The organism is Coleofasciculus sp. B1-GNL1-01 (assembly GCF_040220235.1).
Lineage (GTDB): Bacteria > Cyanobacteriota > Cyanobacteriia > Cyanobacteriales > Coleofasciculaceae > Coleofasciculus.
The window spans coordinates 1-21,981 of the sequence record NZ_JAVJTO010000011.1 but is presented as its reverse complement, the minus strand read 5'-3'; the positions used below and the strand labels follow the sequence as shown (position 1 = coordinate 21,981).

Genomic DNA, 21,981 nt, shown 5'->3' with positions numbered 1-21,981 from the left:
ACGATGAATCCTGAACAATCAACCATCAACCATCAACCCCCTAGAATCCGAGAAGAACATATCCACCAGCTACAACGTCAGTTTTTGACTCGTGGAGAACTGAAACTCCCCTGCGTACCAGCGCTGCGAAACTATTACCTGCATCAGATAGCTGCGCTACTGCAAACCATTAACCAGACATTGGGTGAAGAAGCCGCCAGTCGCTTGTCTCACAACCTGACACTCAAACTTGAAGAAGGATTTGAAGAATCGCCCCGTTCTCTATTGGTCATTCAATACGACCTAACTGCACCACCTGAACAACGCTTCAAGTTTAACTTTTCCCTATTGAGTCCATCTGTTGCAGATACCTATCAACAATGGGTCAATGAACGAGAACCGCCTTTATTTGGGTCACATCCCGATGCAAAACTGATGGCAATTGCAGCACAATTGGGAGAACCCGCTCACGTTCCGGTATTAGATATTGGTGCGGCGGCGGGTCGTAATACTCTCCCTTTAGCTAAACTCGGCTACCCTGTTGATGCGGTTGAATTAGCCCCAGTATTTGTTGAGCAATTACAAGCAATTGTCCAAGGCTCTAATTTACCTGTCAGGGTAATTCTTGGTGATATTTTCAGTCGCGAAATTAGGTTACGACCCGCGTATTATCGAGTAGTGGTTCTGGCTGAAGTTGTGGCATCTCATATTCGTGATCAAGAACAACTACGATTATTATTAGCCAAAGCTTGCGATGTTCTTTGTTCAGGAGGACTGTTACTTTTTAGTATGTTTTTGACAGTTGACGACTACGAACCTGATCCCGTCACCCAACAACTTTCCCAAGCCAAATGGTCTTGTCTGTTTACCCGCCAAGAATTAGCCAAAGCGATGGAACGATTGCCGATAGAATTAGTGTCCGATGAATCTGTGTTAGAGTACGAACGCGAACATTTACCAGAAATAGCGTGGCCCCCCACCAGTTGGTTTATTAATTGGTGTTTGGGGTATAATGTGTTTCCCTTAAACCAGGGAAGACCACCGTTAGAGTTACGTTGGATTCTCTGTAGACGGTTATAGTGATTGGTCATTCGTCATTCGTCAAAAAACAGTAAATTTACATTCAATACTTATTAAGCAATGAAAAATCTCTGAATCCAAAATTAACCACAAAAGCAACATTCAAATTTTCCATCGATTTAACCAGAGAGGGGATATCTCCCATCGGTTTTGATTCGTAGTGATTGAATAAAATAGCCATGCGTTTTTCCAGGTCGGGGCGAATTTCGGATGGAGACAACAAAACCAGTTTAAGCAGTAAAACTGTCATTTGTAGCGAACCCAGATTAACGACTAAATCATCAAACCAATAATGTTCTGGTTTTTCTGGACTTTCGACGATGAGTAAATTAAACAACTGGCTGCATGTTTTCTTGATCAGGAATTTGTCCAGTTTATTCTGATTATATTCAGTTAGCGTATTAGCCAGGTGTTTATTTAACAATCCATAAAAGTAATGTTGTCCATAGCTCGGATCAATTGATGCAATGATATACTGATATAAATTGTCTTTAAACAGAGAATACGAAGGCGTTTTTAATGTGCGGTGTAGAAAATTTTGTGCCTCACAGTAGGCATAGGAATTCTTGGCTTTTCCGCCAAACTGCCGCAGTGCCAGATGCAATTCGTCATCATCCAATAGGGTAGGATTTTTTACCAACGGCTTCCTCATTCTAGTAGGGGATACGCTTCCCTTTACTAGATAGGTTGCATACTGCCACAATTCATCTTCCAACTGTTGCTGTTTTTCCGCTTGCAGTTTTTGGATGGTTTGCTGAGCTTCCTCGGAACAGTCTTGACTCAATAGACAATAGGAAAATAAGAATGGATATCGCCCAATTAACTCAGCTAATTTCTTCCGTTCCCATTTAGAAGACTTTTCTGTAGATCTTGGCTCATCCACCACTACCCTGAGACGTTCTAAGGCTCGATATTCTTCTGAATTGATAAAGGTTTGTACGAGTTGTCGCAAACGGCTAGAGGTGGGCTGGTGGCTAATTTGGAACAGATCCAGCAACTTGTTGATCGCCATATTTTCTTTAGGCGTCATTTGCCAACGGTTCACCAGAATGTGACAGCAGCGATAAACGATATATTTAAACTCTTGATCCGCTCGTCTAGAGGCAGTAATTCTGTAAAGTATATCTAGAATTTTTGGATCGGAATAGTCGATTCCATGGATAAACAACTGATGGAAACGCTCAATCATTTGCTCCGGAGATTCCCGTTGTAAGCAGTCCATTAAGTGTTTGTAGAGACGTTCGGCTAGGGTGTCTAAGTCAAGCTCTCCCTCGTGATTTTGTTTCGCGACGAAAACAGGTTGAGGTAGACTAGGAAGAATCTGCTGCACCCACTGTTCACTAAAGACAGACTGGTAAATCGGGTTATAAACTTGTAGTTGACTATTCTGCTTGACCACTAATCCAGTCAACCGCAATTCCATTTGGGGACGACTGTCATTCGCCGTAATTTGTCCATCTTGTAAAATTTGCTGGTAGATATAAATAATTTCCGGATGACGCTGTCCACATTTGAGCAAGCGATTGCGGATCGTTCTTAGATGTTCAGGTTCATCAAAGGCTTCCCAATTTTCAATGACTTGGGTTTGAATCAGGTGTTCAATCCAAGCTGAGACTTTAGCTTTACCATTTAGTCCCAGAAAAATTTTTTTGAATGGATTAGCTTGCCAGGTTTCCCTAGTTTTAGGAGAATGTCTTTGTTTCTCAATAAAGTGACTGACTAATTTACACAGTTTTTGGGTGAGAAACGGTTGACCCCCTGTCCAGGCTAAAATTTCTTGGAGAATTACATCGGGATGACTAACGTTTCCGGCAAATCCCTTGGCTAAGGGTTGAATATCTTTGAGCTGAAACCCCGAAAGTTCAATTGCCTGACCAATATTGAATGGGGTGCAGTATTTATCTTGAATCAGATCAGATGGTGTAGCGACGCCAAGCAGAGCAAAGGTGAGGCGTTGATAGTTAGGATTAGTGGCTCGCTGATTGTAGCATGATTTGATAGCAGCGAAAAAATCATCCACCGGAAATTTTAAGCGGAGAACGTTATCGATTTCATCGAAAAAGATGACTAAGTTTTGCGGGATTGATTGAAGTAATACCTCATCAAAAAATGTGCCAAACCGTTGTACAATAGAGAGATGTTTGCGCGTAGACCACCAAGTTTCTAGTTCACTGGCATCCATGAGATCAAAGCTGCCAGCCAAGGTGTAGACAATACCCGCGTACCACTGTTCTAGGGTAATATTTTGGCATCCGATCGCGGTCAGATCAACCGCAGCGCAGGCAATCCCCACCTGCTTCAGGCGCTGCATCGTGCGAACCCGCAAGCTAGACTTCCCCATCTGGCGGGAGTTGAGGACATAACAGAACTCGCCAGCTTTCAGCGCTTCGTAGAGTTGATTGTCAGCTTGTCGAACCACGTAGGTAGGAGCATCAATAGGGAGACACCCCCCAACTTGATACTCGTAGGCTGAGTTTTCCATGGCAATAATGGGACGCACCTGAGGTTTAGGTAAAAATACGGGATTTCCCTCTGACAGGATTGTATCCTAGATTGTTATATTTCCCAGAACTAATCGCTTATGCATCACATTTAATGAATTAACTTCATAAATTCTTCATCAGAACCTCATATTTTGGGGATTAGTGTGAAGATTTGATGAAGTTGTCCCTAATACATTAATCAGCCTCTATGTATGCTATAAAGCGATAAGATTTCTAGTCCAGAACCCAGTGAACCAACAAAATAAAACGTGGGCTACTGCATCTCAGTGGGCTACTGCATCTCAACGGACACCAACCCTCCTAGTTACAGGGGGAGCCGGATATATTGGGTCTCATACCGTGCAAGCCTTAAAGCAGGCGGGTTATCAAGTTGTTATTCTAGATAATCTAACCTGCGGACATCGAGACTTCGTGGAAAATGTCTTGCAGGTTCCCCTAATTGAGGGGAGTATCAGCGATCGCGCCTTACTGGATCGGGTATTTGCCACTCACTCGATTACCGCCGTTATCCACTTTGCCGCCTCTGCCTATGTGGGGGAATCCTTCGCCAACCCAGCCAAGTATTACCGTAACAACGTGGCGGGAACTTTGACGCTGCTGGAGGCGATGGTGGCGGCTTCGGTGAAACGGTTAGTCTTTTCATCAACTTGTGCCACTTACGGTATCCCAGAGTCATTACCGATTACCGAAGAACAACCCCAAACTCCCATCAATCCCTATGGTAGTAGTAAATTGATGGTAGAGAAAATGCTGGCTGATTTTGACGCGGCTTATGGGTTAAAGTATATCTGTTTTCGCTTCTTCAATGCCGCTGGGGCAGATCCGGCGGGACGCTTGGGAGAAGATCATACTCCAGAACCCCACCTGATTCCCTCCGTGTTGTATAGCGCCCTCGGTTGGCGAGACTCCATTTCTGTGTTTGGCACCAATTATCCTACCCCCGATGGGACTTGTGTTCGAGACTATGTTCATGTTATTGATATCGCTCAGGCTCACTTGCTGGGATTAATTCGCCTGTTGAGTACAAATAAGAGCGAAATTTTTAACCTGGGGAGTGGCAAAGGTTTCTCCGTCAAACAAGTGATTGAAACCGTCGAGACAGTAACTCAACAACCGATCCCCGTGATCGAATGCGATCGCCGTTCAGGAGATCCCCCAATTTTAGTCAGTAGTGGGGAAAAAGCCAAGCAGGTTTTAGGTTGGCACCCTCAATACCCAGAACTCAAGGATATGATCACCCATGCTTGGCATTGGCATCAACACCGCCACGGTTGGCGAGAGAAACAATTGGTTCAGCCTTGCATTAGTGCATCTGGGGCATCTCGATAGTTTCAGCAGCAACCCAAAAATTCATGATCACCATGAACAGCGATCGCGCCGCTTCTACCTTACCCTTAGTTTCGGTGATTATTCCAGCTTATAACGCCGAAGCCTTTATTGAAAAGACGCTAAACTCTGTACTATCTCAGACGTATCAGAATCTGGAAGTTTTAGTCGTCGATGATGGTTCTCATGACCGAACTCCTGAAATTATTAAATCGATTGCCCAACACGATAAACGGGTAATCGTTTTACACCAGAAAAATGCTGGAGTCGCCGCCGCCCGAAATTTAGGCATTGAAAAATCTCAGGGAGAATTCATCGCTCCCATTGATGCTGATGATATTTGGTATCCCGAAAATATTGAAAAGCAAGTCCAATGTTTTCTTGAATCTGAACCCTCGGTAGGATTAGTCTATTCTTGGTCTGTGGATATTGATCAAGATGATGTCCCCACGGGTATCTTTCGTGCTGCCAAGATTGAGGGAGAGGTTTACATCACCTTGGTGTGTCACAATTTTATTGGCAATGCGAGCGCCTCCATGATTCGTCGAGATTGTTTCGAGCAAGTTGGGGGGTATAACTGCCAGTTGAAAGAACAGGCTGCCCAGGGATGTGAAGATTGGGATCTTTATCTGAGGGTTGCTGAAGTTTGTCAATTTCGCGTTGTCCCAGACTTTCTTATTGGTTATCGTAAAATTACCAACAGTATGTCCCGTGATTCTACTCAAATGGCAAAGTCACACCATTTAGTGATGCAAGCTGTACGACAAAGACATCCCGAAATTCCTACAGCTCTCTATGGATTTTCGAGTAGCAGTTTATCTATTTACTTTGCCCATCAAAGTCATTATTTTCAAGACCATAAAACAACTCTATTTTGGCTATGGCAAGCCATAAAATCAGATTTCGTCACACCCTACTTACGGCTGGGGTTTTATTTATTGGCTCTCCAAAGCAGTTTAGGGTTAGTCCTTCAGCTTATGAGAGCGAGAGTGGGGGTTGCAAAAAAACCATCGCTCAAGTCAAAAGAGATAAAAAACAAAATGACTCTTGATGACATTAAACGCCAGGACATGGCGATCAATCTTAAACTATTAGTTGGTGATGCCTTTCACTATCTTATTCCTAAACTGGCTCGGACTAAAAAAATAAAGCTAAAGTACGGAACGGTTGAACGTTAAATCTTAAATTGAAAGGAGAAACCTGTTGTCCATTTACTCTTAACCGTTACTAAGCTGTTCGGCATTTAAACCTTAATATCAATAACGGCGAAAGCCTTGTAGTGCGAGCATCTTGCTCGCTACTAATACCCAATTTAAATGCATGACAGCTTACTGACGTCTAAAAAACAACGATTGAAGAGGAAAAACTCATTAAAAGGCTACTCCTACTGCTAAAAATTTATCCCTGGGCAATTCCGGCAATTGTTACCCTAGGAATTTTGTCGTCCCTCTCGGAAGGATTAGGGATTAGCCTATTTATTCCATTTCTACAAAGCTTGTCTCAAAACTCCAACCCAACCGTCAGTGACAACGCTTTAATCAGCTTGCTCAACCAAGTCCTCAATATTGTTCCTGCCAGTCAGCGCCTAGTCATCATTCCTCTGTTTATTTTTGGCACGATTGTGCTGAAAAATGGCTTAACTTACAGCAATTCAGTTCTATTGGCATGGTTAAATTCGCGGATCAGTCATCGGTTGCGTTCTCGTATTTTCGATCAGCTTTTAAGCGTCAGCTATAGCTTCTTAGAAACGAAAGATTCCGGCAAATTACTCAATACCTTGGCAACGGAGACATGGCGCACCAGTGAAGCACTTGGGATATTGGTTAACCTGATTGTAAGTTCCTGCACCACCGTTGTTTATGTCGCCTTACTCCTACTGATTTCCTGGAAATTGACCCTGTTAGTCGGCGGGATCACACTTTTAATTTCCCTAATTATCCAGGTTGTGACGCGCCAGTCCAAAGTTCTGGGACAAAAGGCAGTCCAAGTAAATGTCGCTCTGGGAAGACGAATGTATGAAGGGTTAGCAGGAATGAGAACCATTCGAGCATTTGGACAAGAACCTTATGAGCAAAAACAGTTTGATCAGGCGTCTGAGCAAGTCCGTAATATCTTTATGAAGCTCGATACTCTATCAGCATCAGTCAATCCGCTTTATGAAGTGTTTTCGGCATTGCTCGTGTTGAGCATTATGATGATTGCTCTGTTGCAAGACCGGACGGCATTACCTACCCTGCTAACTTTTCTATTCATTCTCTATCGACTTCAGCCGCAGATGCAACTGCTCGGTAGCCATCGCGTTAAGTTGTTGATGTTAGCCAGTTCAGTGGATGATGTGATGTACTTTCTGGAACCCTCAGACAAGCCCTACATCCGCTCTGGCAATATAGCCTTCTCCGGATTGCAGCAGGCTATTTGTTTAGAATCCGTTAGCTTCCGCTACAATCCCCAGGATAAACCCGCCTTACAATCTATCTCCATCTCCATTCCCCGTGGCAAAACCACCGCGTTTGTGGGTCCTTCCGGTGCGGGGAAGTCTACCCTCGTTAACCTAATTTGCCGTTTTTATGAGGTTACGGAAGGCGAAATCTATGTAGACAATCATCCCTTAAAAGCATTGGATTTACCGTCTTGGCGTCGTCATCTGGCAATTGTTAGTCAAGACATTTATATTTTCAGTAATACCATCAGGGAGAACATTGCTTATGGTCGTTTAGACGCAACAGAAGCCGAGATCATTGCCGCCGCCAAACAAGCCAATGCCCATGAGTTTATCATGCAACTTACTCAGGGCTACGATACCAAAGTAGGCGATCGCGGAATTCGGCTCTCCGGGGGTCAGCGACAGCGCATCGCCCTTGCTCGTGCGATTATCCGCAATCCAGACATTCTGATTCTGGATGAAGCCACCAACGCCCTAGACACGATTTCAGAACATTTAATTCAAGAAGCGCTGAATACCTTTAGCCATAATCGTACCGTTATTGTCATCGCCCATCGCCTGTCCACTATCGAAAAAGCAGACCAGATTATTGTCCTTGAGCATGGACAGGTGGTTGAGAGGGGGAATCTTCAGCAGCTTCTCCAACTCAACGGACTCTTTGCCAAACTCCACCGACTGCAATATCATCGTTCACCAGCTTGACCCTCAAACCAGACTCATGTCCTACTCCATTATTGATTTGGACGTTACTCAACCTCTACCCACCCTCCAAACAAAGGAGGACGAAACGGGTATCGCCTTGGTGCTGCGCCGTAAAGACAGACCCATCGGTTTGGTGATGCAGGAACTCCCGCCAAACATCGTCCTGACTCCCGAAGAGTTAGCGCCACTCCTGAGTCGGGAAATTGGGACAAAGCTGCTTCAGGAAAGTATCCGAGAGGAATTAGTTTCTCCAGCGAATCCAGAGCCATTTCCTTCGCTAACCGTCGCAATTTGTACAAAAGACCGTCCCGATAATGTGGCAAGATGTTTGGAGTCTTTACTCAAGCTACAAAAATTAGACGGTTCGCCTCGTTTTGAAATTTTAGTGGTGGATAATGCACCGTCTGACGATCGCACCAAAGATTTAATTGACACATTACCAACTGTTTGCTATGCAAGGGAACCGAAAGCGGGTCTAGATTTTGCTCGCAATCGTGCTTTGCAAGAGGCGACAGGCGAACTTCTGGCATACCTTGATGATGATGTAACTGTAGACCGTCAATGGTTCAATGGACTGGTAGAAGCCTGGGCAGAAAATCCCGATGCAGGTGGGTTTACGGGCTTAGTTCTGCCCTATGAGTTGGTCACCGAGGCACAAATTCTGTTTGAAAAAAGGGGCGGATTTCGGCGCGGTTTTGAGAAAATCCGCCATGGACAAATTTTACCGGGTAATCCCCTCTATCCCTGTGGAGCCGGAATTTTTGGCGCTGGATGTAATATGGCATTTCGCCGGGAAGTTTTACTCAAACTGGGTGGCTTTGATGAGGCGTTAGATACAGGCGCACCGCTTCCGGGTGGCGGGGATTTGGACATCTTTTACCGCGTAGTTCGAGCCGGATATCCGTTGGTATATGAACCTCAATACTTAGTGTTTCACCAACACCGTCGGGAACGGGCAAAACTCCGCCATCAGTATTGGACGTGGGGGTTAGGATTTATGGCATTTGTGGTTAAATCTTACCAGCAAGACATCCCCATGCGTTTAAGATTTCGCCTGTTGGTCGGATGGTGGTTTCAATACCAATTGCGCCAGCTTGCAGAGAGTTTGCTAGGTTTTCATCCTTTACCACCGGGGATGATCTTGGCGGAACTTTGGGGAGGAATTGTCGGGCTTTTGGGAGAATATCCTCGTTCACAGAAACGTATTGAGCAGATTAAACAGCAATGTTCTTCAGAGGTGAAATTAGCAGTTCACCAACTGAGCGGATCTCCTGATGATAGTGTCATGCTTCACTAACCGATCTCAACCATCTAAAGCCAATTGAAAAAAATATCAGGTAATCATCTATTTTTTAGTAGCGATGAATAACAAACATCCCTATCGAGCAACAATTATCCCAGTTCCAGAAGCAGAACATCGCCCTCTGTGGTCGGTGATGATTCCTAGTTATAATTGCGCTCACTATTTGCGGGAAACCTTGGCAAGTGTGTTGGCTCAAGATCCAGGATCGGAGGTGATGCAGATTGAGGTGATTGATGACCATTCTACCCAGGATGATCCCGAAGCTGTGGTTAAGGAACTGGGTCAAGGTCGAGTAACATTTTATAGACAGCCCAAAAATGTTGGCTATATCCGCAATTTTGAAACCTGCTTAGAGCGATCGCGTGGTCGGTTCATCCACATCCTTCATGGTGACGATTATGTGCGGGATGGCTTCTATTGTAAACTTCAAAGGGCTTTTGAGAAAAATTCAGACATTGGTGCGGCGTTCTGTCGCCATATTTATATGGACGAATACGGACACTGGCAAAGCATTTCCCACCTCGAAAAACCGGAAAGTGGCATTGTACCGAATTGGTTAGAACAGATTGCTGCCGGACAACGGATAACCACACCCTCAATCGTGGTTAAGCGGGATGTTTACGAAAAACTGGGTGGGTTTGACCGCCGTTTCTCCTGCTGCGGGGAGGATTGGGAAATGTGGGTGAGAATAGCGACGGAGTACCCTATTTGGTTTGAAGTCGAACCTCTGGCTGTCTATCGAGTTAAGCGACTGGGTTCGCTAACCGAACGTTCTGTCAAAACCAACAAGTTGGTTCAAGATATGCGTAAAGCGGTAGAAATTATTGAATCCTATCTACCTGACTATTTGACGCCTACCGTCGCTTACCAATTGACCCGTCAGGCGAGAGAAACCTATGCCGGTTGGGCAGTAGAAACGGCAGGGAATCTCCTGGCTACTGGCAATCTAGATGCCACTGTATCCCAACTCCAAGAAGCACTTAAGTGCAGTCGTTCTGCCAGAATTTGGCGCTGGATAGTTCGCGTGCTTTGCTTTGAAGGCATTGGCTTGCTGTGGCGCAAGTGCCGTTCAATGTTGACATTGAATCGCGAAAACGTCGTCAGTTGCCAGGATGTTACCGGACAGTAAATTAAGTAGCAGATTTTATGAGTACGTTTATTCCTTGGAAAATTCTCCACCTAGAGTTAAGTGAAGGTATCCCAGCACTACCCGCAGAGCCGGACTATCAGGGAGTGTATATCGTGTTTTGGTGGCATGGGGTACCTCTGGGCGATCACGCGATTTCAGTTGACCAGTTACCGATGAGTGCTACGGAACTCGCCAATCTAATGGTACAAACGATTACGCCCGCCGTTGGCGATCGGCTTTTGCCTCAAGGGTTTAAAGCGGCGCTATCGGAGCATCCCGTACACCAGCCTCCAGATATACCCCCAGATTTTTATGCGTTACTAGCATTAAACCGCCCTCTAGAGAGACTTGATGAATGCTTATCAAACGAATCTGACGGTGAAGCGGTTTCGGTTGTGATTTGTACACGAGACCGTCCAGAGCAATTAGAAAAATGTTTGCGATCGCTCCACAGTTTATCACAGCCTCCCCAGGAAATTATCGTTGTAAACAACGCACCCGCTACAGAGGCAACAAAGGAAGTGGTTTCCCAAATACCTGATGTTCGCTACATATTAGAACCGCGTCCAGGTCTAAGTGTAGCGCGTAATACAGGCATTCGCCACAGTACAGGCAAGATTATTGCCTTCACTGATGATGATGTCGCCGTTCATCCGGACTGGATTCGTCGAATTCAGCAAGGCTTTGAGAATCCTCAAGTGATGGCGGTGACGGGATTAGTCTTACCTGGAGAACTCGAAACCGAATCTCAATTAACCTTTCAAACGGGTCACGGAAACTTTAGTTGGGGATATCGAAAGCGTATCTTTGATCAACAATTCTTTGAGTCAATTCAACCTCTGGGTGTTCCCGTGTGGCGCATTGGTGCTGGTGCTAACATGGCGTTTCGTCGCGAGATTTTTGAACAGGTTGGCAACTTTGATGAACGCTTAGGGGCGGGAGCCTCTGGCTGTAGTGAGGATTCCGAATTTTGGTATCGAGTCTTAGCTGAAGGTTGGCTTTGTCGTTACGAACCAACAGCAGTGGTTTTCCACTACCACCGCAAAGAACTTGAGCGTTATAAACAGCAGATGTATCAATACATGCGGGGACATGTTGTTGCTCTGTTAGTTCAATTCGCCCGATACGGACACTGGGGAAACTTGATTCGCTTATTTGTCATTTTACCGGGATATTACGCCAAGGTATTATTAGGCGGTATCCTCAGAGGTTTTGGTCTCAGGCATAAAATCTTAGTCACAGAAATTTTTGGGTGTTTAGCCGGAATCAAGTTTTATTTACAACATCGAGACTACGCTAAAAAATTAGCGGATATTTCTTGATTACCCGTTCATACTGTAATTTTAAATCTTAGCTATGTACAAAGCTCAAATCAATCATTTTTTGTCGAAAAATCCTTTTTCTCGTCCCCTAACTCAGGGCTTTTTCTACCGGGAAAAAATGCGTGCTATTTATCGCATTGCTCCAGAACAAAATTTTCAAAATATTCTCGAAATAGGTGGGGGTCAGAGTGGTTTGACTGCTTTGTTATACCCCCAAACCAAAGTCACAAACCTAGACCTAAATCCTGACCATGCTAATGCTCCCTGCAATCAACAGGAACGAGTTAGTTTTGTTTGTGGAGACGCTACAGCGCTACCGTTTAATGATAATTCATTTGATGCTGTCACCATGTTCGATGTTTTAGAACATATTCAAGCGCATGAAAAAGCTGTATCAGAAGCATTGCGAGTAGTGCGAGCAGGCGGTTTTCTCTTAATCAGCACTCCCAACGAAAACTGGCGATTTCCTTACTACGAATTTATGAAACCTATTTGCCCTAGTGATACTGATGTCATGGCTGAATGGGGTCATGTCCGACGTGGCTACACTTTAGATGAACTGAAGAAGCTGATTGGTTTATCCTGTCAAAGTTATGCTACCTTTATTAATCCAACCACTGTGCTATGCCATGATATTGCATTCTCCCATTTATCCCCTCTGAATCGTGAGTTTATTTGTGCTTTGCTCAGTCCCATTACCTGGTTAAGTTACACCCTACACAAGCCTGAATCTATGGGTACAGAAACCGCATCGGCTTGGCAGAAATAAAAAAATGTACAATGTACAAAATTTACAATGTAAGCTAGAGTTATTTGCTCTAATAATAGATAGGGTATATAAAAATATTACAGAACAAAAACAGTTACAATAAAATAACCAAGTGAATGAACAGAGCCTTAATTTAGATTCTCAAAAAGTAGATGAAACCTTTTTTACCGTAAAATTACCGGAGCAAGTAGGACTCTCTGACCAACTATGGCATCTATCAAAATTATACACCCTTGGTATCGCTTTATCTTATACTTACGTTCATACGCCATTTAAATGTCCTAGAAGTTATAATGTAGGTTATTTTGAAACAGTCATTGAAAAGTCAAAAAGTATTCTTAATAAATTTACATCTATTAACAGCTCATCGACAGATAAACTTATTGAATTTATTGGTTTAGACAAGCATGAATTAAATATAAGCGACCAACAATTCGAGTTATGTAATATAGTAGAAATAAATATAGATGAAATCTTAAAAGATGATAAAATAAATTCCACATCCGATTTAAAAAAATGTATTGAATATTTTGGTTTATATTCAAAAGAAAAAATCTATTCTTTTGTAACTAAAGGCATCTATAAATTTGAATCGAAGATAGAGCAGATAGTACGCAGTGCCAATTTAGATGATAGTACAATTAAAAAATTGAAGCTTCCAGAAAAATACTGGAAAGCCAAAGAAAAATTTTCTGGTAAATTTTCTATTGATAATTCAAAAGTCAAGATAACATTACATATTAGAAAAGGCGACAGAACCTGTATCAATTTAAATGGTAAATTAGTTTCAGTATTTGCATCATCAATAAAAGTGATTGATAGTACAGATTATAGAGACGAATTGAAACAAAGCCTAATGGATACTACTAAAGCTTATAATCTTATTCAAGAAATATTTAATAAATACGGAGAAGAGTATTTTTCTGTACAAGTACTTTCTGATGGTTATCAAAGAACATTTTTTACTATTATATGGGCGATGGTTAGAGGCAAAATAAAGCTAAACCTAAATGATTTAAAGCAACTGCATAAAACAAAAAAAGCACTAAGTAAAGAATTCAATGATTTTTTACGCTTTTCAAATATTTCTCTTGTAGTTGGTGAATCAAAACAAAATCTTTTTCAAAGTATTCATGCAATAGTTTGTGCAGATATATTAATTATAACTTCAGGAGGATTTGCATATTGGGTGCATAATTTTTTCCGTAAAAGCAACCAACCGTCACTGATTATTAACTTAAATTCATGTGACAATAAGGTTGTTAATAAAATCAGTAAATTCTTGTGATTATTATTGATTTATGGTTTCATATAGTATTTTATAAATTAAATAAATCATGGATATTAAAAAGATTATTAAACCTCTGTTTACTTTAAAATATTACCTTTCAAGAGAGGGAATAAAGTATTTGCTCAGGGATATAAAAGGGAAATTTTTATATTTGCGAAACAATGATTATGGCATTCCAGAACCCCTGATTAATTATACCCCTTTTAGATTTTGGATTTATCCTTCATATTGGCGTTATGTACTGACAAAATCCCTAAAAAACTTGGGACTTTGGCATCCAGAGTCTCATTTAAAGAATAGCCAGAGACGTTACTTGACAGGGCGTCCAGATCCACTGGCAGGAATGGGACATCAACTGTCCAACTGGAATGCGGCTTTGATTTATTCGATGAAATATGATCTCAAATTTGTTCATCAACCTCTTGTGACGGCTGGAGGCTACAATTGGGAAGAATTTTTTAATTTTGGTGACGGAGAAGTAGTCTACGATGAAATTATCAAGGATCAAACAGTCAAAATAGTCAAATTGCCGAGAGTGCGATGGATTAAAGAAGATGATTATGGACAGTATGTTATCGGTGAAATTATAAAGTCTGCCTATCCGGGTAGTCATATTCTCTTTCAGCTACAGAGTGATTGCACAGCTCCTAATGTTTATGATCATACGCCCAGTTCAGAAATTCTGAGACGAAAATATTGGAACACCAGAGGCAAAAATCCCGTTGAGTGCGATTTTAAAGACGATGGATTAAATATTGCTTGCCATGTCAGGAGAGGAGATATCGTAACGACCAATGATGAAAATGTTAATCTCCGCAAAAGATGGTTAGAAAATTATTACTTTATAGAAGTAGTCAATACAATTAAAACCTGGCTACCAGATAAAACATGTTACATCCATATATTTTCGCAAGGTGTAAAAGACAATTTCCAAGAATTTGATCAACTCAATAATGTTGTTTATCATCTCAATGAAAATCAATTCAAAACATTTCATAGTATGGTCGTCGCAGATATCCTCATCCTCAGTCCAAGTTCTTTCTCTTATAAAGCAGGTATCATTTCTCGTGGCATTAAAATTGCTAAATATCCTTGGTGGCATGAGATTCCTAATAACTCTGAATGGTTGCGGAGTGATGAAGATGGTAATTTTAATCCATATCCAATACTAGAAAAATATTCAAACTAATAAAATACTACGATAAAGCTTAAGGGTGTGCAATGAAAATAACTGGTTCCCGCACGACAACGTATCTGCTTCTGGCAATCCTGATTACGGCAGCAATTCTACGGTTTAATCACATTAGCCAACCCTTCACGGATATGTTCAGTTGGCGACAGGCTAGTACAGCGATGATGGCGGAAAATTTCTATCGCCGTAATTGGAATATCTTCTACCCAGAGGTGAATTGGACGGGTCCTGGTCCAAACTACCAAGGACGTGAATTCCAAACTGTAACCTACCTTGCTGCGCTACTTTATACAATTGTCGGTCAACAAGATTGGGTTGGGCGTAGTATCGCTGTAATGTTTGGCTTGTGGGGTATTTTTGCCCTCTACAAACTTGTCCGTCGCCTGTGGAATGAAGAACATGCCCTCGTCAGTGCTGCGGTTATGGCGCTGTTACCAGGAAGCGTTTTCGTTGAACGCTCATTCCTCCCTGATCCGGCAATGGTTGCTTTAGTCACAACCAGTGTCTGGATGTTGGTGGCTTACTGCCAAACCGAACGCCTGCGCTATCTAATACTTGCAAGTTTATTCGGTATTTTGGGCTTCTTAACGAAAATCCCCGGCTTAATTATCGGCATTCCCATGCTGTACGCAATGCTGACAATTCTCAGTCGCAAGCGGATGTTGCATCCAAAGAAGCTAGTCACGATTGGTGTTGCTGCGGTGATCACACTCTTACCCGTTATCACGTATTACCTTTGGGCAAGACATCTTTCCCTGTCCTATCCCCCCTATCATTTTGCAGGTTCTGGAAATTGGCTGTGGGACTATGGGTTAGAAAATTGGTTCAACGAAAAATTCTTTTTGCTCCAACTGGGGCGACATCTCAATGGCTGGATGTGGACGGAACCGATAATCGTTCTTGTGTTTTTTGGTTTATTTATTCATCCCCCCCATGAGAAAGCGGACTCTGATCAACACTCAGTAGGTGACTTACAAAAAGCTCCATGGTTATTTCATTGGTGGATGATAGCTTTTGCTATTTATTACCTGATTGGAGCCAAGGAGCTGGTTGGCAATCCCTGGAACCTTCACCTGATAAACCCTGCAGCCGCAGCACTAGCCGGGAATGCAATTATCGCGATCGCAGCCTTCACCAACCGAATAGCGCGTTCTCGACTTGCAGTACCTTCCGCGTCGGCTGCTTCACTCGTAACTATAGTCGTCATACTACTGAGCATTGGTGGATTTGCTCATTGGAATTTGAGGTGGATATACCATCCCTACGCTCAAGAAAGTTATACCCTTGGACTTGCTCTGCGAGAGGTATCCCCACCTGAGGAACTTGTGATTACTATGGCAAATGATTTGGGCGATCCGGTTGCAATTTACTATAGCCGAAGGCGGGGATGGGTATTTCCACCTGCTGAACCCGATAAAGCTTGGGGTGAACTCCCTGAAGATGATCAAGAAGCGATCCGATTATTCAATGAACTGCAAAATCAGGGTGCGGACTGGCTAGGTATTGTTAATCGGCACAAAAAGCGGATCTGGAATCATCACCCAATGCTGGCTGAGCATATCGAACACACCTGTGAACTGAAGCAAGAAAGCCCAGACTGGTTCATTTATCGCATTCTTACTCCAGAAAAACAAACTCAGCTTTCTGTCTCCCCATGAATGCGCTATCAGTTGTGCGACTACCCCTGCTACTTGACCGGATGAAAGCCCATAACCGTGAGTGAATGGAGGCTTTGCCAAATGAACACCCAATCCAAAGCCGCGATCGCATTACTGCATTGGGGCGATCTAATTGAAGATTTTCTCGATAGCATCGGCATCTCCTTCGAGGGATTCTGTAAGGAAATGACCGGTGGCTGGATGTTCGGTTACATCGACGCCTTGCAACTTGCTGGCGTGCGGACAGTATTATTCTGTGTTTCCGCCCAGGTGAGTACACCGACACGCTATACCCACTTACCCACAGGTGCAACGATTTGTGTACTGCCTGCCCCTAAACGCTATCGCGCCATCCACCGCCCCATGGTTCGAGGTGTTAGTTACCTACTATCAGCCGTAAGGCGAGATATCGCCCCTTACCTAGCCACGCCCTTGAGGATACTCGCCCACGAACTACGACAGGAAGGCTGTCAGGCAATTTTATGTCAAGAATACGAATATGCCCGCTTTGATATGTGTGTCCTGTTAGGGCAGTTAATCGGCTTACCTGTGTTTGCCACGTTTCAAGGAGGAGACTTCCAGATGAGTCGCCTTGAATATCCCCTGCGTCCATTTTCCATGCAAGCTTGTGCGGGTTTAATTATCGCCCCCCAGACGGAAGTCCAGCGAGTGCAGTCTCGCTATGGTGTACCATCCAGCAAGATAGCCCAGATTTTCAACCCATTAGACCTGAGTATATGGGATGAGGGCGATCGCGTGACCACCAGAACCGCCCTAGGCATCCCACCAGAGGCTGAGGTAGTGGTTTGGCATGGGCGAATTGACCTGCGTCGTAAGGGACTCGATATCCTAACTACGGCTTGGGAACAGGTATGTCGCGATCGCCCAGCACGAGACTTGCGGCTACTCCTGGTTGGCACCGGTAGCGATGCGGATCAACTACGCCAACGGATTGCCCAAATGCAGTTACCCGGTGTAGTTTGGATCAATGAGTATATCCTTGACCGCAGGGCTATCCGGAACTATCTGGCGGCGGCTGATCTCTACACTCTCCCCTCTCGTCATGAAGGGTTCCCGGTTGCTCCCCTAGAAGCAATGGCTTGTGGTTTGCCCGTTGTGGCGACTGATGCGCCCGGTGTACCCGATATTCTGGAGAAGGGTGAGTTATCAGGGGGACTGGTTGTCCCTCGCGAAGACGCAACCGCTCTAGTACTGGCTCTGGGTCGGGTTCTTGATGATCCCGCATGGCGGTGTGAGTTGGGGAAACGTGCCCGACATCGAGTAGAAATGAGCTTCTCTCTAGAGGCAGTAGGTCAGCAATTGCGCGATTTCCTTTTTAAGGATACATGAACCGTAGGGGCGCACCGACGTGCGCCCGATTTAACCGACGTGCGCCCGATTTAACGGTATTTTGTTCGGATGCAATCATGGTGCGTTACGGCGACATTCAAATTAACCCGCTCATGATGATCATCAATTACGCCTAACGCACCCTACGGAAATACTACGTAAAATCTAAAACAACAAGCGGAAATTGAGTAAAGGGCGACCCGACAAAATTGAGTGGACACAGTTTTTAATTGATGCAAGCGGGTCGCCCCTACTAACTGGTGTTTTTTCAAAAGGAATAGGGACGTTATTCTTTAACTGATGATTCTGACGCCTTGTGACTAAAGAGTCGGAAATACAGGCTGACAAAAAACTCTTTAATCGGAAATGCCAAAAACGTTAGCGGATTAATCGTAACGATAATATTCCGGACATCTCGCACCGCTAAATTAACAATTTGTTTTGCCACCCAATCCGCCGACATAATGCCAATGGGATTCAAATTACTCTTAAATGGTCCTAAAATCAGTTTGCGGATTACACAAGGCGCATCGAGACGGCGTAATGTGACGAAATCCCCTAATGCCCGTTTGCTTAATTCATACAGAGGACTGACGGCGGGACTGACTTCGGCTTCTGAGGTATTCACCCAGACTTCCTTGCGGGCAATATCTTGATTGGTGCGAACTGTCTGTAAAAATAATTCTAATAACCGCCAACTGGAGAATGTATTCACCTCATAAGATTTGGCGATCGCGTCAGCGGTTCTTTCTCCATGGACGTTAATCCCATGATTGAGAATCAATATATCAACGGATTCTAACTCAGCCGCAATCTCAGATTCCTGTCCCACTTGCCAGGTAATCGTTTTCACCGATAGCGGTTCACCCGCTGCGGTTAAAATAATCGGGTCTGACTTTGAGGTTAACCCGATAACTTTAGCCCCTCGCTGGTGCAACTGATACAATAGCGATCGCCCCAATGTGCCAGACGCCCCAGTAACGGCTACTGTTTTACCTTTCAGGGATAGCGCGGTACCCATAAGTTTATCGACGAAGGTCAATGTGCCACAATAATACGCCTTTTGGTTATCAAAGTGATGTCGCCAATGATAGGGGCGATTGACTGTCCAGTTTGAGGGGGGACTAAAGAATGGTCCTGGACGATGGGTTAAGTCGGTTAGTTCATCTGCACCAGCGAGTCCACTCCCTCGCGCGATCGCACTTCCTAAAAAGCTTAACGTATAGACAACCCCCGCCAACGCCGCCCAATGGGGTTCACTCCAGACATAGGCGATTCCCCACAGCCCGAGGCTAAACAGCAACATCACCAGGGATTCGGGTAAATCATTGTACCAATGGGCTTGGCGATAAATTTGCTCACTCACCGGGGTTAAATCCGGTTTGAACACCCGATGGTGCCAAACGTGCAACCGATATAACGGTGTCCAATGATGGGACAAGACGTGATAGAAGTCGCGGATTAGTTCCACCCAGAGAACAGAACCCAGTCCCCATGCTGCTGTACTCAGAAACGATATCACCATACAAACGCTATATCCTCACCCATGCAGAACCAGCAAACGTTAAAATACTAGAGCATACTCCTCAAAGTATAAAAAAATTAACGAAATAAGATACAATTAGATACAATTTGCGTGGGTGGAGAAATCAAGGAGCGTATGCCAGAGAACTCCTGGACAGAGAATAATCATAGCAGTGAGCTTGATTCCCTTAGCTCTCTGCTGTCTGAGTGGTCTGAAGATGATTTTGAGAGCGACTTTTTCTTTCAGGGACTCGAAGGGCGACGACGCAAAGCGGCGTTGGCGCTGACCCTGATTTGGGGCGGGACGATCACTCTGCATCTGCTGTCCTGGGGGTATTGGTTAGTCTTTGGGTTAACCGCACTGTTAGGGATTCAGGCGATCCGGGTATTAGTGGCGCGACCGATCCGAGTGCCAAAACCGCTACAGGGGGAGAATCCGGCGGATTTTCCGTTTGTGTCCTTACTGGTAGCGGCTAAGAATGAAGAGGCGGTGATTCAGAACTTAGTGAGGATGCTGTGTAACTTAGATTATCCCCAGGAACGCTGCGAACTCTGGGTAATTAATGATCACAGTACCGATAAAACCCCAATCCTTTTAGATCAACTGGCGGCAGAATACGATCAGTTAAACGTATTTCATCGCGATGCTAACGCCACAGGCGGTAAATCGGGGGCATTAAATCAAGTATTACCCTTGACAAAAGGGGACGTGATTGGTGTCTTTGATGCCGATGCCCATATCACTCAAGATCTACTGCGGCGAGTGCTACCCATCTTTAAGCAGTCGAGAGTTGGCGCGGTACAAGTGCGAAAAGCGATCGCGAATGCGCGTCTGAATTTCTGGACAAAAGGACAGATGGCAGAAATGGCGCTGGATAGCTATTTCCAAAACCAACGGACTGCCATTGGTGGGATTGGTGAACTGCGGGGAAATGGTCAGTTTGTGCGCCGTGCGGCATTAGAACGCTGTGGCGGCTGGAATGAGCAAACGATTACCGATGATCTGGATTTAACGATACGCCTGCATCTGGATCGATGGGATATTCGTTTCCTCGAATTTCCTGGCGTGGATGAAGAAGGTGTGACAAGCGCCCTATCTCTATGGCATCAGCGGAGTCGTTGGGCAGAGGGGGGATATCAGCGTTATTTAGACTACTGGCGTTTGATTGCTAGTAATCGTTTGGGTTTGAGCAAAACCATCGATTTATTCTCATTTTTAATTATTCAGTACCTATTGCCAACGGCGGCTATACCGGATTGTTTAATGGCGTTGCTTCGTTCTCGTTTGCCTCTGTATAGTCCGATTACCGGATTGACTCTTGTCTTGTCTTTCATTGCCATGTTTACGGGATTGCGTCGGATTCAACGGGATGAACCGTTGACAATTGGCAGTTTATTTCTCAATGTTTTGCAAACAGTGCGCGGTGTTCTTTATATGATGCATTGGATGCTGGTGATGTCAGCTACAACCGCTCGCATGTCTGTGCGTCCCAAGCGATTGAAATGGGTGAAAACGGTGCATCAGGGGACAGGGAAGGAAAGTTTTGAGTTTTGATTAACCCTTCGGCTTCGCTCTACAGACAGATCCCCGACTTCTCCAAGAAGTCGGGGATCTTGCTTGAGGCTGCGATCGCCTCAACTTGAAGAAATATTTAATCGGTTAATATATCGGGATGCATCGACCTCTTCGCCGCGAACAATTGAGCCGACAAATGGGAATCAATCTAACCCTACCTCCCCGGCTCAATCCCAAGATTCCCTCGCGGCTACGACGGAGATGTCCGGATCAGGTTCTCAGACAATCACTTCAGCTAAAACGCTGACGCAGAAAGAACTTGAGGCTTTAGTTGCCGCGATGCGGGGGACAGATGGGGTGGAAATAAAAGACCGCCGTTATCGGGGAAATGTTTATCCACAATGTTTCATTGGTGCGGAAGCGGTGGAATGGTTAGCACAACGGATTCAGGGGTCTCGACAGGAGGCGATTTGTATTGGGCAAATGTTGATTGATAGGGGTATTATTCATCATGTGATTGATGATTATCCCTTTCAAGATGATTATTCATTTTACCGATTTTATCGGGATGATTGTTGAGCCAGGTGATTGACAGCGTGGTTCGGCTGGCACACCTTATTTGGTGGATTAGAATTGTAGGGGCGCAAGGCTTGCCATTAGTGTCAGCTTAAGCTAAACCCCACACCCCCAGCCCCTCTCCCACGCCGGGGTGAGGGGAGTAAGCGTGTCTGGTTCCCCTTCTCCCCAGGGTGGGTGATGGGGTTAGGGGATGCGGGGGAAAATGTTGAGGAGTAGATAGACACGGTTTAACACCTTGCCAGCATTGGTTTTCTACCTTAAGTTGACACGGCTGCACATCGGTGCGCCCCTACTCACCTGGTAAGGATTTGGAA

At 44.5% G+C, this 21,981-nt stretch carries 16 protein-coding genes; 14 read left to right on the top strand and 2 right to left on the bottom strand.

The features are described from left to right. Positions 1-3: 3 nt before the first annotated feature. Entirely contained in the window at positions 4-1,059 is a 1,056-nt protein-coding gene (locus tag RID53_RS02320) for a class I SAM-dependent methyltransferase (protein ID WP_446386585.1), read from the top strand. A gap of 43 nt (positions 1,060-1,102) precedes the next feature. Here the strand turns inward: RID53_RS02320 and RID53_RS02315 are convergent, their stop codons facing one another. After that, positions 1,103-3,541, bottom strand: coding sequence for an AAA-like domain-containing protein (locus tag RID53_RS02315; protein WP_446386584.1), 2,439 nt, complete (start codon positions 3,539-3,541; stop codon positions 1,103-1,105). A gap of 250 nt (positions 3,542-3,791) precedes the next feature. On the opposite strand from RID53_RS02315, the gene galE reads away from it, so the two are divergent. The 11 genes from galE to RID53_RS02260 all read left to right on the top strand — a co-directional run bounded on the left by galE (position 3,792) and on the right by RID53_RS02260 (position 18,048). After that, positions 3,792-4,892 carry a UDP-glucose 4-epimerase GalE gene (galE, locus tag RID53_RS02310; protein WP_446386583.1) on the top strand — a complete coding sequence of 367 codons (1,101 nt, stop codon included), beginning with the start codon at positions 3,792-3,794 and terminating at the stop codon, positions 4,890-4,892. A gap of 23 nt (positions 4,893-4,915) precedes the next feature. Continuing rightward, positions 4,916-6,067, top strand: coding sequence for a glycosyltransferase family 2 protein (locus RID53_RS02305; protein WP_446386582.1), 1,152 nt, complete (start codon positions 4,916-4,918; stop codon positions 6,065-6,067). 260 nt (positions 6,068-6,327) lie between these two features. Continuing rightward, positions 6,328-8,034, top strand: a complete 1,707-nt coding sequence (locus tag RID53_RS02300; protein ID WP_446386581.1) for an ABC transporter ATP-binding protein — start codon at positions 6,328-6,330, stop codon at positions 8,032-8,034. 16 nt (positions 8,035-8,050) lie between these two features. Next, positions 8,051-9,331 carry a glycosyltransferase family 2 protein gene (locus RID53_RS02295; RefSeq protein WP_446386580.1) on the top strand — a complete coding sequence of 427 codons (1,281 nt, stop codon included), beginning with the start codon at positions 8,051-8,053 and terminating at the stop codon, positions 9,329-9,331. Between the two features lie 64 nt (positions 9,332-9,395). Further along, a complete protein-coding gene (locus tag RID53_RS02290) occupies positions 9,396-10,466 on the top strand; it encodes a glycosyltransferase family 2 protein (RefSeq protein ID WP_446386579.1) in 1,071 nt (356 codons plus the stop codon). A gap of 17 nt (positions 10,467-10,483) precedes the next feature. After that, the gene (locus tag RID53_RS02285) at positions 10,484-11,788 is read left to right on the top strand and encodes a glycosyltransferase family 2 protein (RefSeq protein WP_446386578.1); all 1,305 of its coding nucleotides are present in this window, start codon (positions 10,484-10,486) and stop codon (positions 11,786-11,788) included. Positions 11,789-11,822: 34 nt separating this feature from the next. Then, positions 11,823-12,557: a class I SAM-dependent methyltransferase gene (locus tag RID53_RS02280; RefSeq protein WP_446386577.1), complete on the top strand. Its 735-nt coding sequence runs from the start codon at positions 11,823-11,825 to the stop codon at positions 12,555-12,557. 112 nt (positions 12,558-12,669) lie between these two features. Beyond that, entirely contained in the window at positions 12,670-13,845 is a 1,176-nt protein-coding gene (locus RID53_RS02275) for a hypothetical protein (protein ID WP_446386576.1), read from the top strand. Between the two features lie 49 nt (positions 13,846-13,894). Further along, positions 13,895-15,037 carry a hypothetical protein gene (locus RID53_RS02270; protein ID WP_446386575.1) on the top strand — a complete coding sequence of 381 codons (1,143 nt, stop codon included), beginning with the start codon at positions 13,895-13,897 and terminating at the stop codon, positions 15,035-15,037. 32 nt (positions 15,038-15,069) lie between these two features. Further along, entirely contained in the window at positions 15,070-16,698 is a 1,629-nt protein-coding gene (locus tag RID53_RS02265) for a glycosyltransferase family 39 protein (RefSeq protein ID WP_446386574.1), read from the top strand. 81 nt (positions 16,699-16,779) lie between these two features. After that, on the top strand, positions 16,780-18,048 hold the full coding sequence (locus tag RID53_RS02260) for a glycosyltransferase family 4 protein (RefSeq protein ID WP_446386573.1): 1,269 nt from the start codon (positions 16,780-16,782) through the stop codon (positions 18,046-18,048). Positions 18,049-18,334: 286 nt separating this feature from the next. On the opposite strand, the gene RID53_RS02255 is transcribed toward RID53_RS02260, so the two are convergent. Then, on the bottom strand, positions 18,335-19,573 hold the full coding sequence (locus RID53_RS02255; RefSeq protein ID WP_446386572.1) for a bifunctional sterol desaturase/short chain dehydrogenase: 1,239 nt from the start codon (positions 19,571-19,573) through the stop codon (positions 18,335-18,337). Positions 19,574-19,708: 135 nt separating this feature from the next. Between RID53_RS02255 and RID53_RS02250 the strand changes: the two genes are divergently transcribed. Both RID53_RS02250 and RID53_RS02245 read left to right on the top strand, forming a co-directional pair. After that, positions 19,709-21,127: a glycosyltransferase gene (locus RID53_RS02250; RefSeq protein ID WP_446386571.1), complete on the top strand. Its 1,419-nt coding sequence runs from the start codon at positions 19,709-19,711 to the stop codon at positions 21,125-21,127. Positions 21,128-21,190: 63 nt separating this feature from the next. Then, positions 21,191-21,667: a DEP domain-containing protein gene (locus RID53_RS02245; RefSeq protein WP_446386570.1), complete on the top strand. Its 477-nt coding sequence runs from the start codon at positions 21,191-21,193 to the stop codon at positions 21,665-21,667. Positions 21,668-21,981 lie beyond the last annotated feature (314 nt).

What these genes read in the sequence shown, in the direction of transcription:
- RID53_RS02320 (WP_446386585.1), top strand. Translation starts at nt 4, where the DNA reads ATGAATCCTGAACAATCAACCATCAACCATCAACCCCCTAGAATCCGA.
- RID53_RS02315 (WP_446386584.1), bottom strand. Translation starts at nt 3,541, where the DNA reads ATGGAAAACTCAGCCTACGAGTATCAAGTTGGGGGGTGTCTCCCTATT.
- RID53_RS02305 (WP_446386582.1), top strand. Translation starts at nt 4,916, where the DNA reads ATGATCACCATGAACAGCGATCGCGCCGCTTCTACCTTACCCTTAGTT.
- RID53_RS02295 (WP_446386580.1), top strand. Translation starts at nt 8,051, where the DNA reads ATGTCCTACTCCATTATTGATTTGGACGTTACTCAACCTCTACCCACC.
- RID53_RS02290 (WP_446386579.1), top strand. Translation starts at nt 9,396, where the DNA reads ATGAATAACAAACATCCCTATCGAGCAACAATTATCCCAGTTCCAGAA.
- RID53_RS02285 (WP_446386578.1), top strand. Translation starts at nt 10,484, where the DNA reads ATGAGTACGTTTATTCCTTGGAAAATTCTCCACCTAGAGTTAAGTGAA.
- RID53_RS02280 (WP_446386577.1), top strand. Translation starts at nt 11,823, where the DNA reads ATGTACAAAGCTCAAATCAATCATTTTTTGTCGAAAAATCCTTTTTCT.
- RID53_RS02270 (WP_446386575.1), top strand. Translation starts at nt 13,895, where the DNA reads ATGGATATTAAAAAGATTATTAAACCTCTGTTTACTTTAAAATATTAC.
- RID53_RS02265 (WP_446386574.1), top strand. Translation starts at nt 15,070, where the DNA reads ATGAAAATAACTGGTTCCCGCACGACAACGTATCTGCTTCTGGCAATC.
- RID53_RS02260 (WP_446386573.1), top strand. Translation starts at nt 16,780, where the DNA reads ATGAACACCCAATCCAAAGCCGCGATCGCATTACTGCATTGGGGCGAT.
- RID53_RS02255 (WP_446386572.1), bottom strand. Translation starts at nt 19,573, where the DNA reads ATGGTGATATCGTTTCTGAGTACAGCAGCATGGGGACTGGGTTCTGTT.
- RID53_RS02250 (WP_446386571.1), top strand. Translation starts at nt 19,709, where the DNA reads ATGCCAGAGAACTCCTGGACAGAGAATAATCATAGCAGTGAGCTTGAT.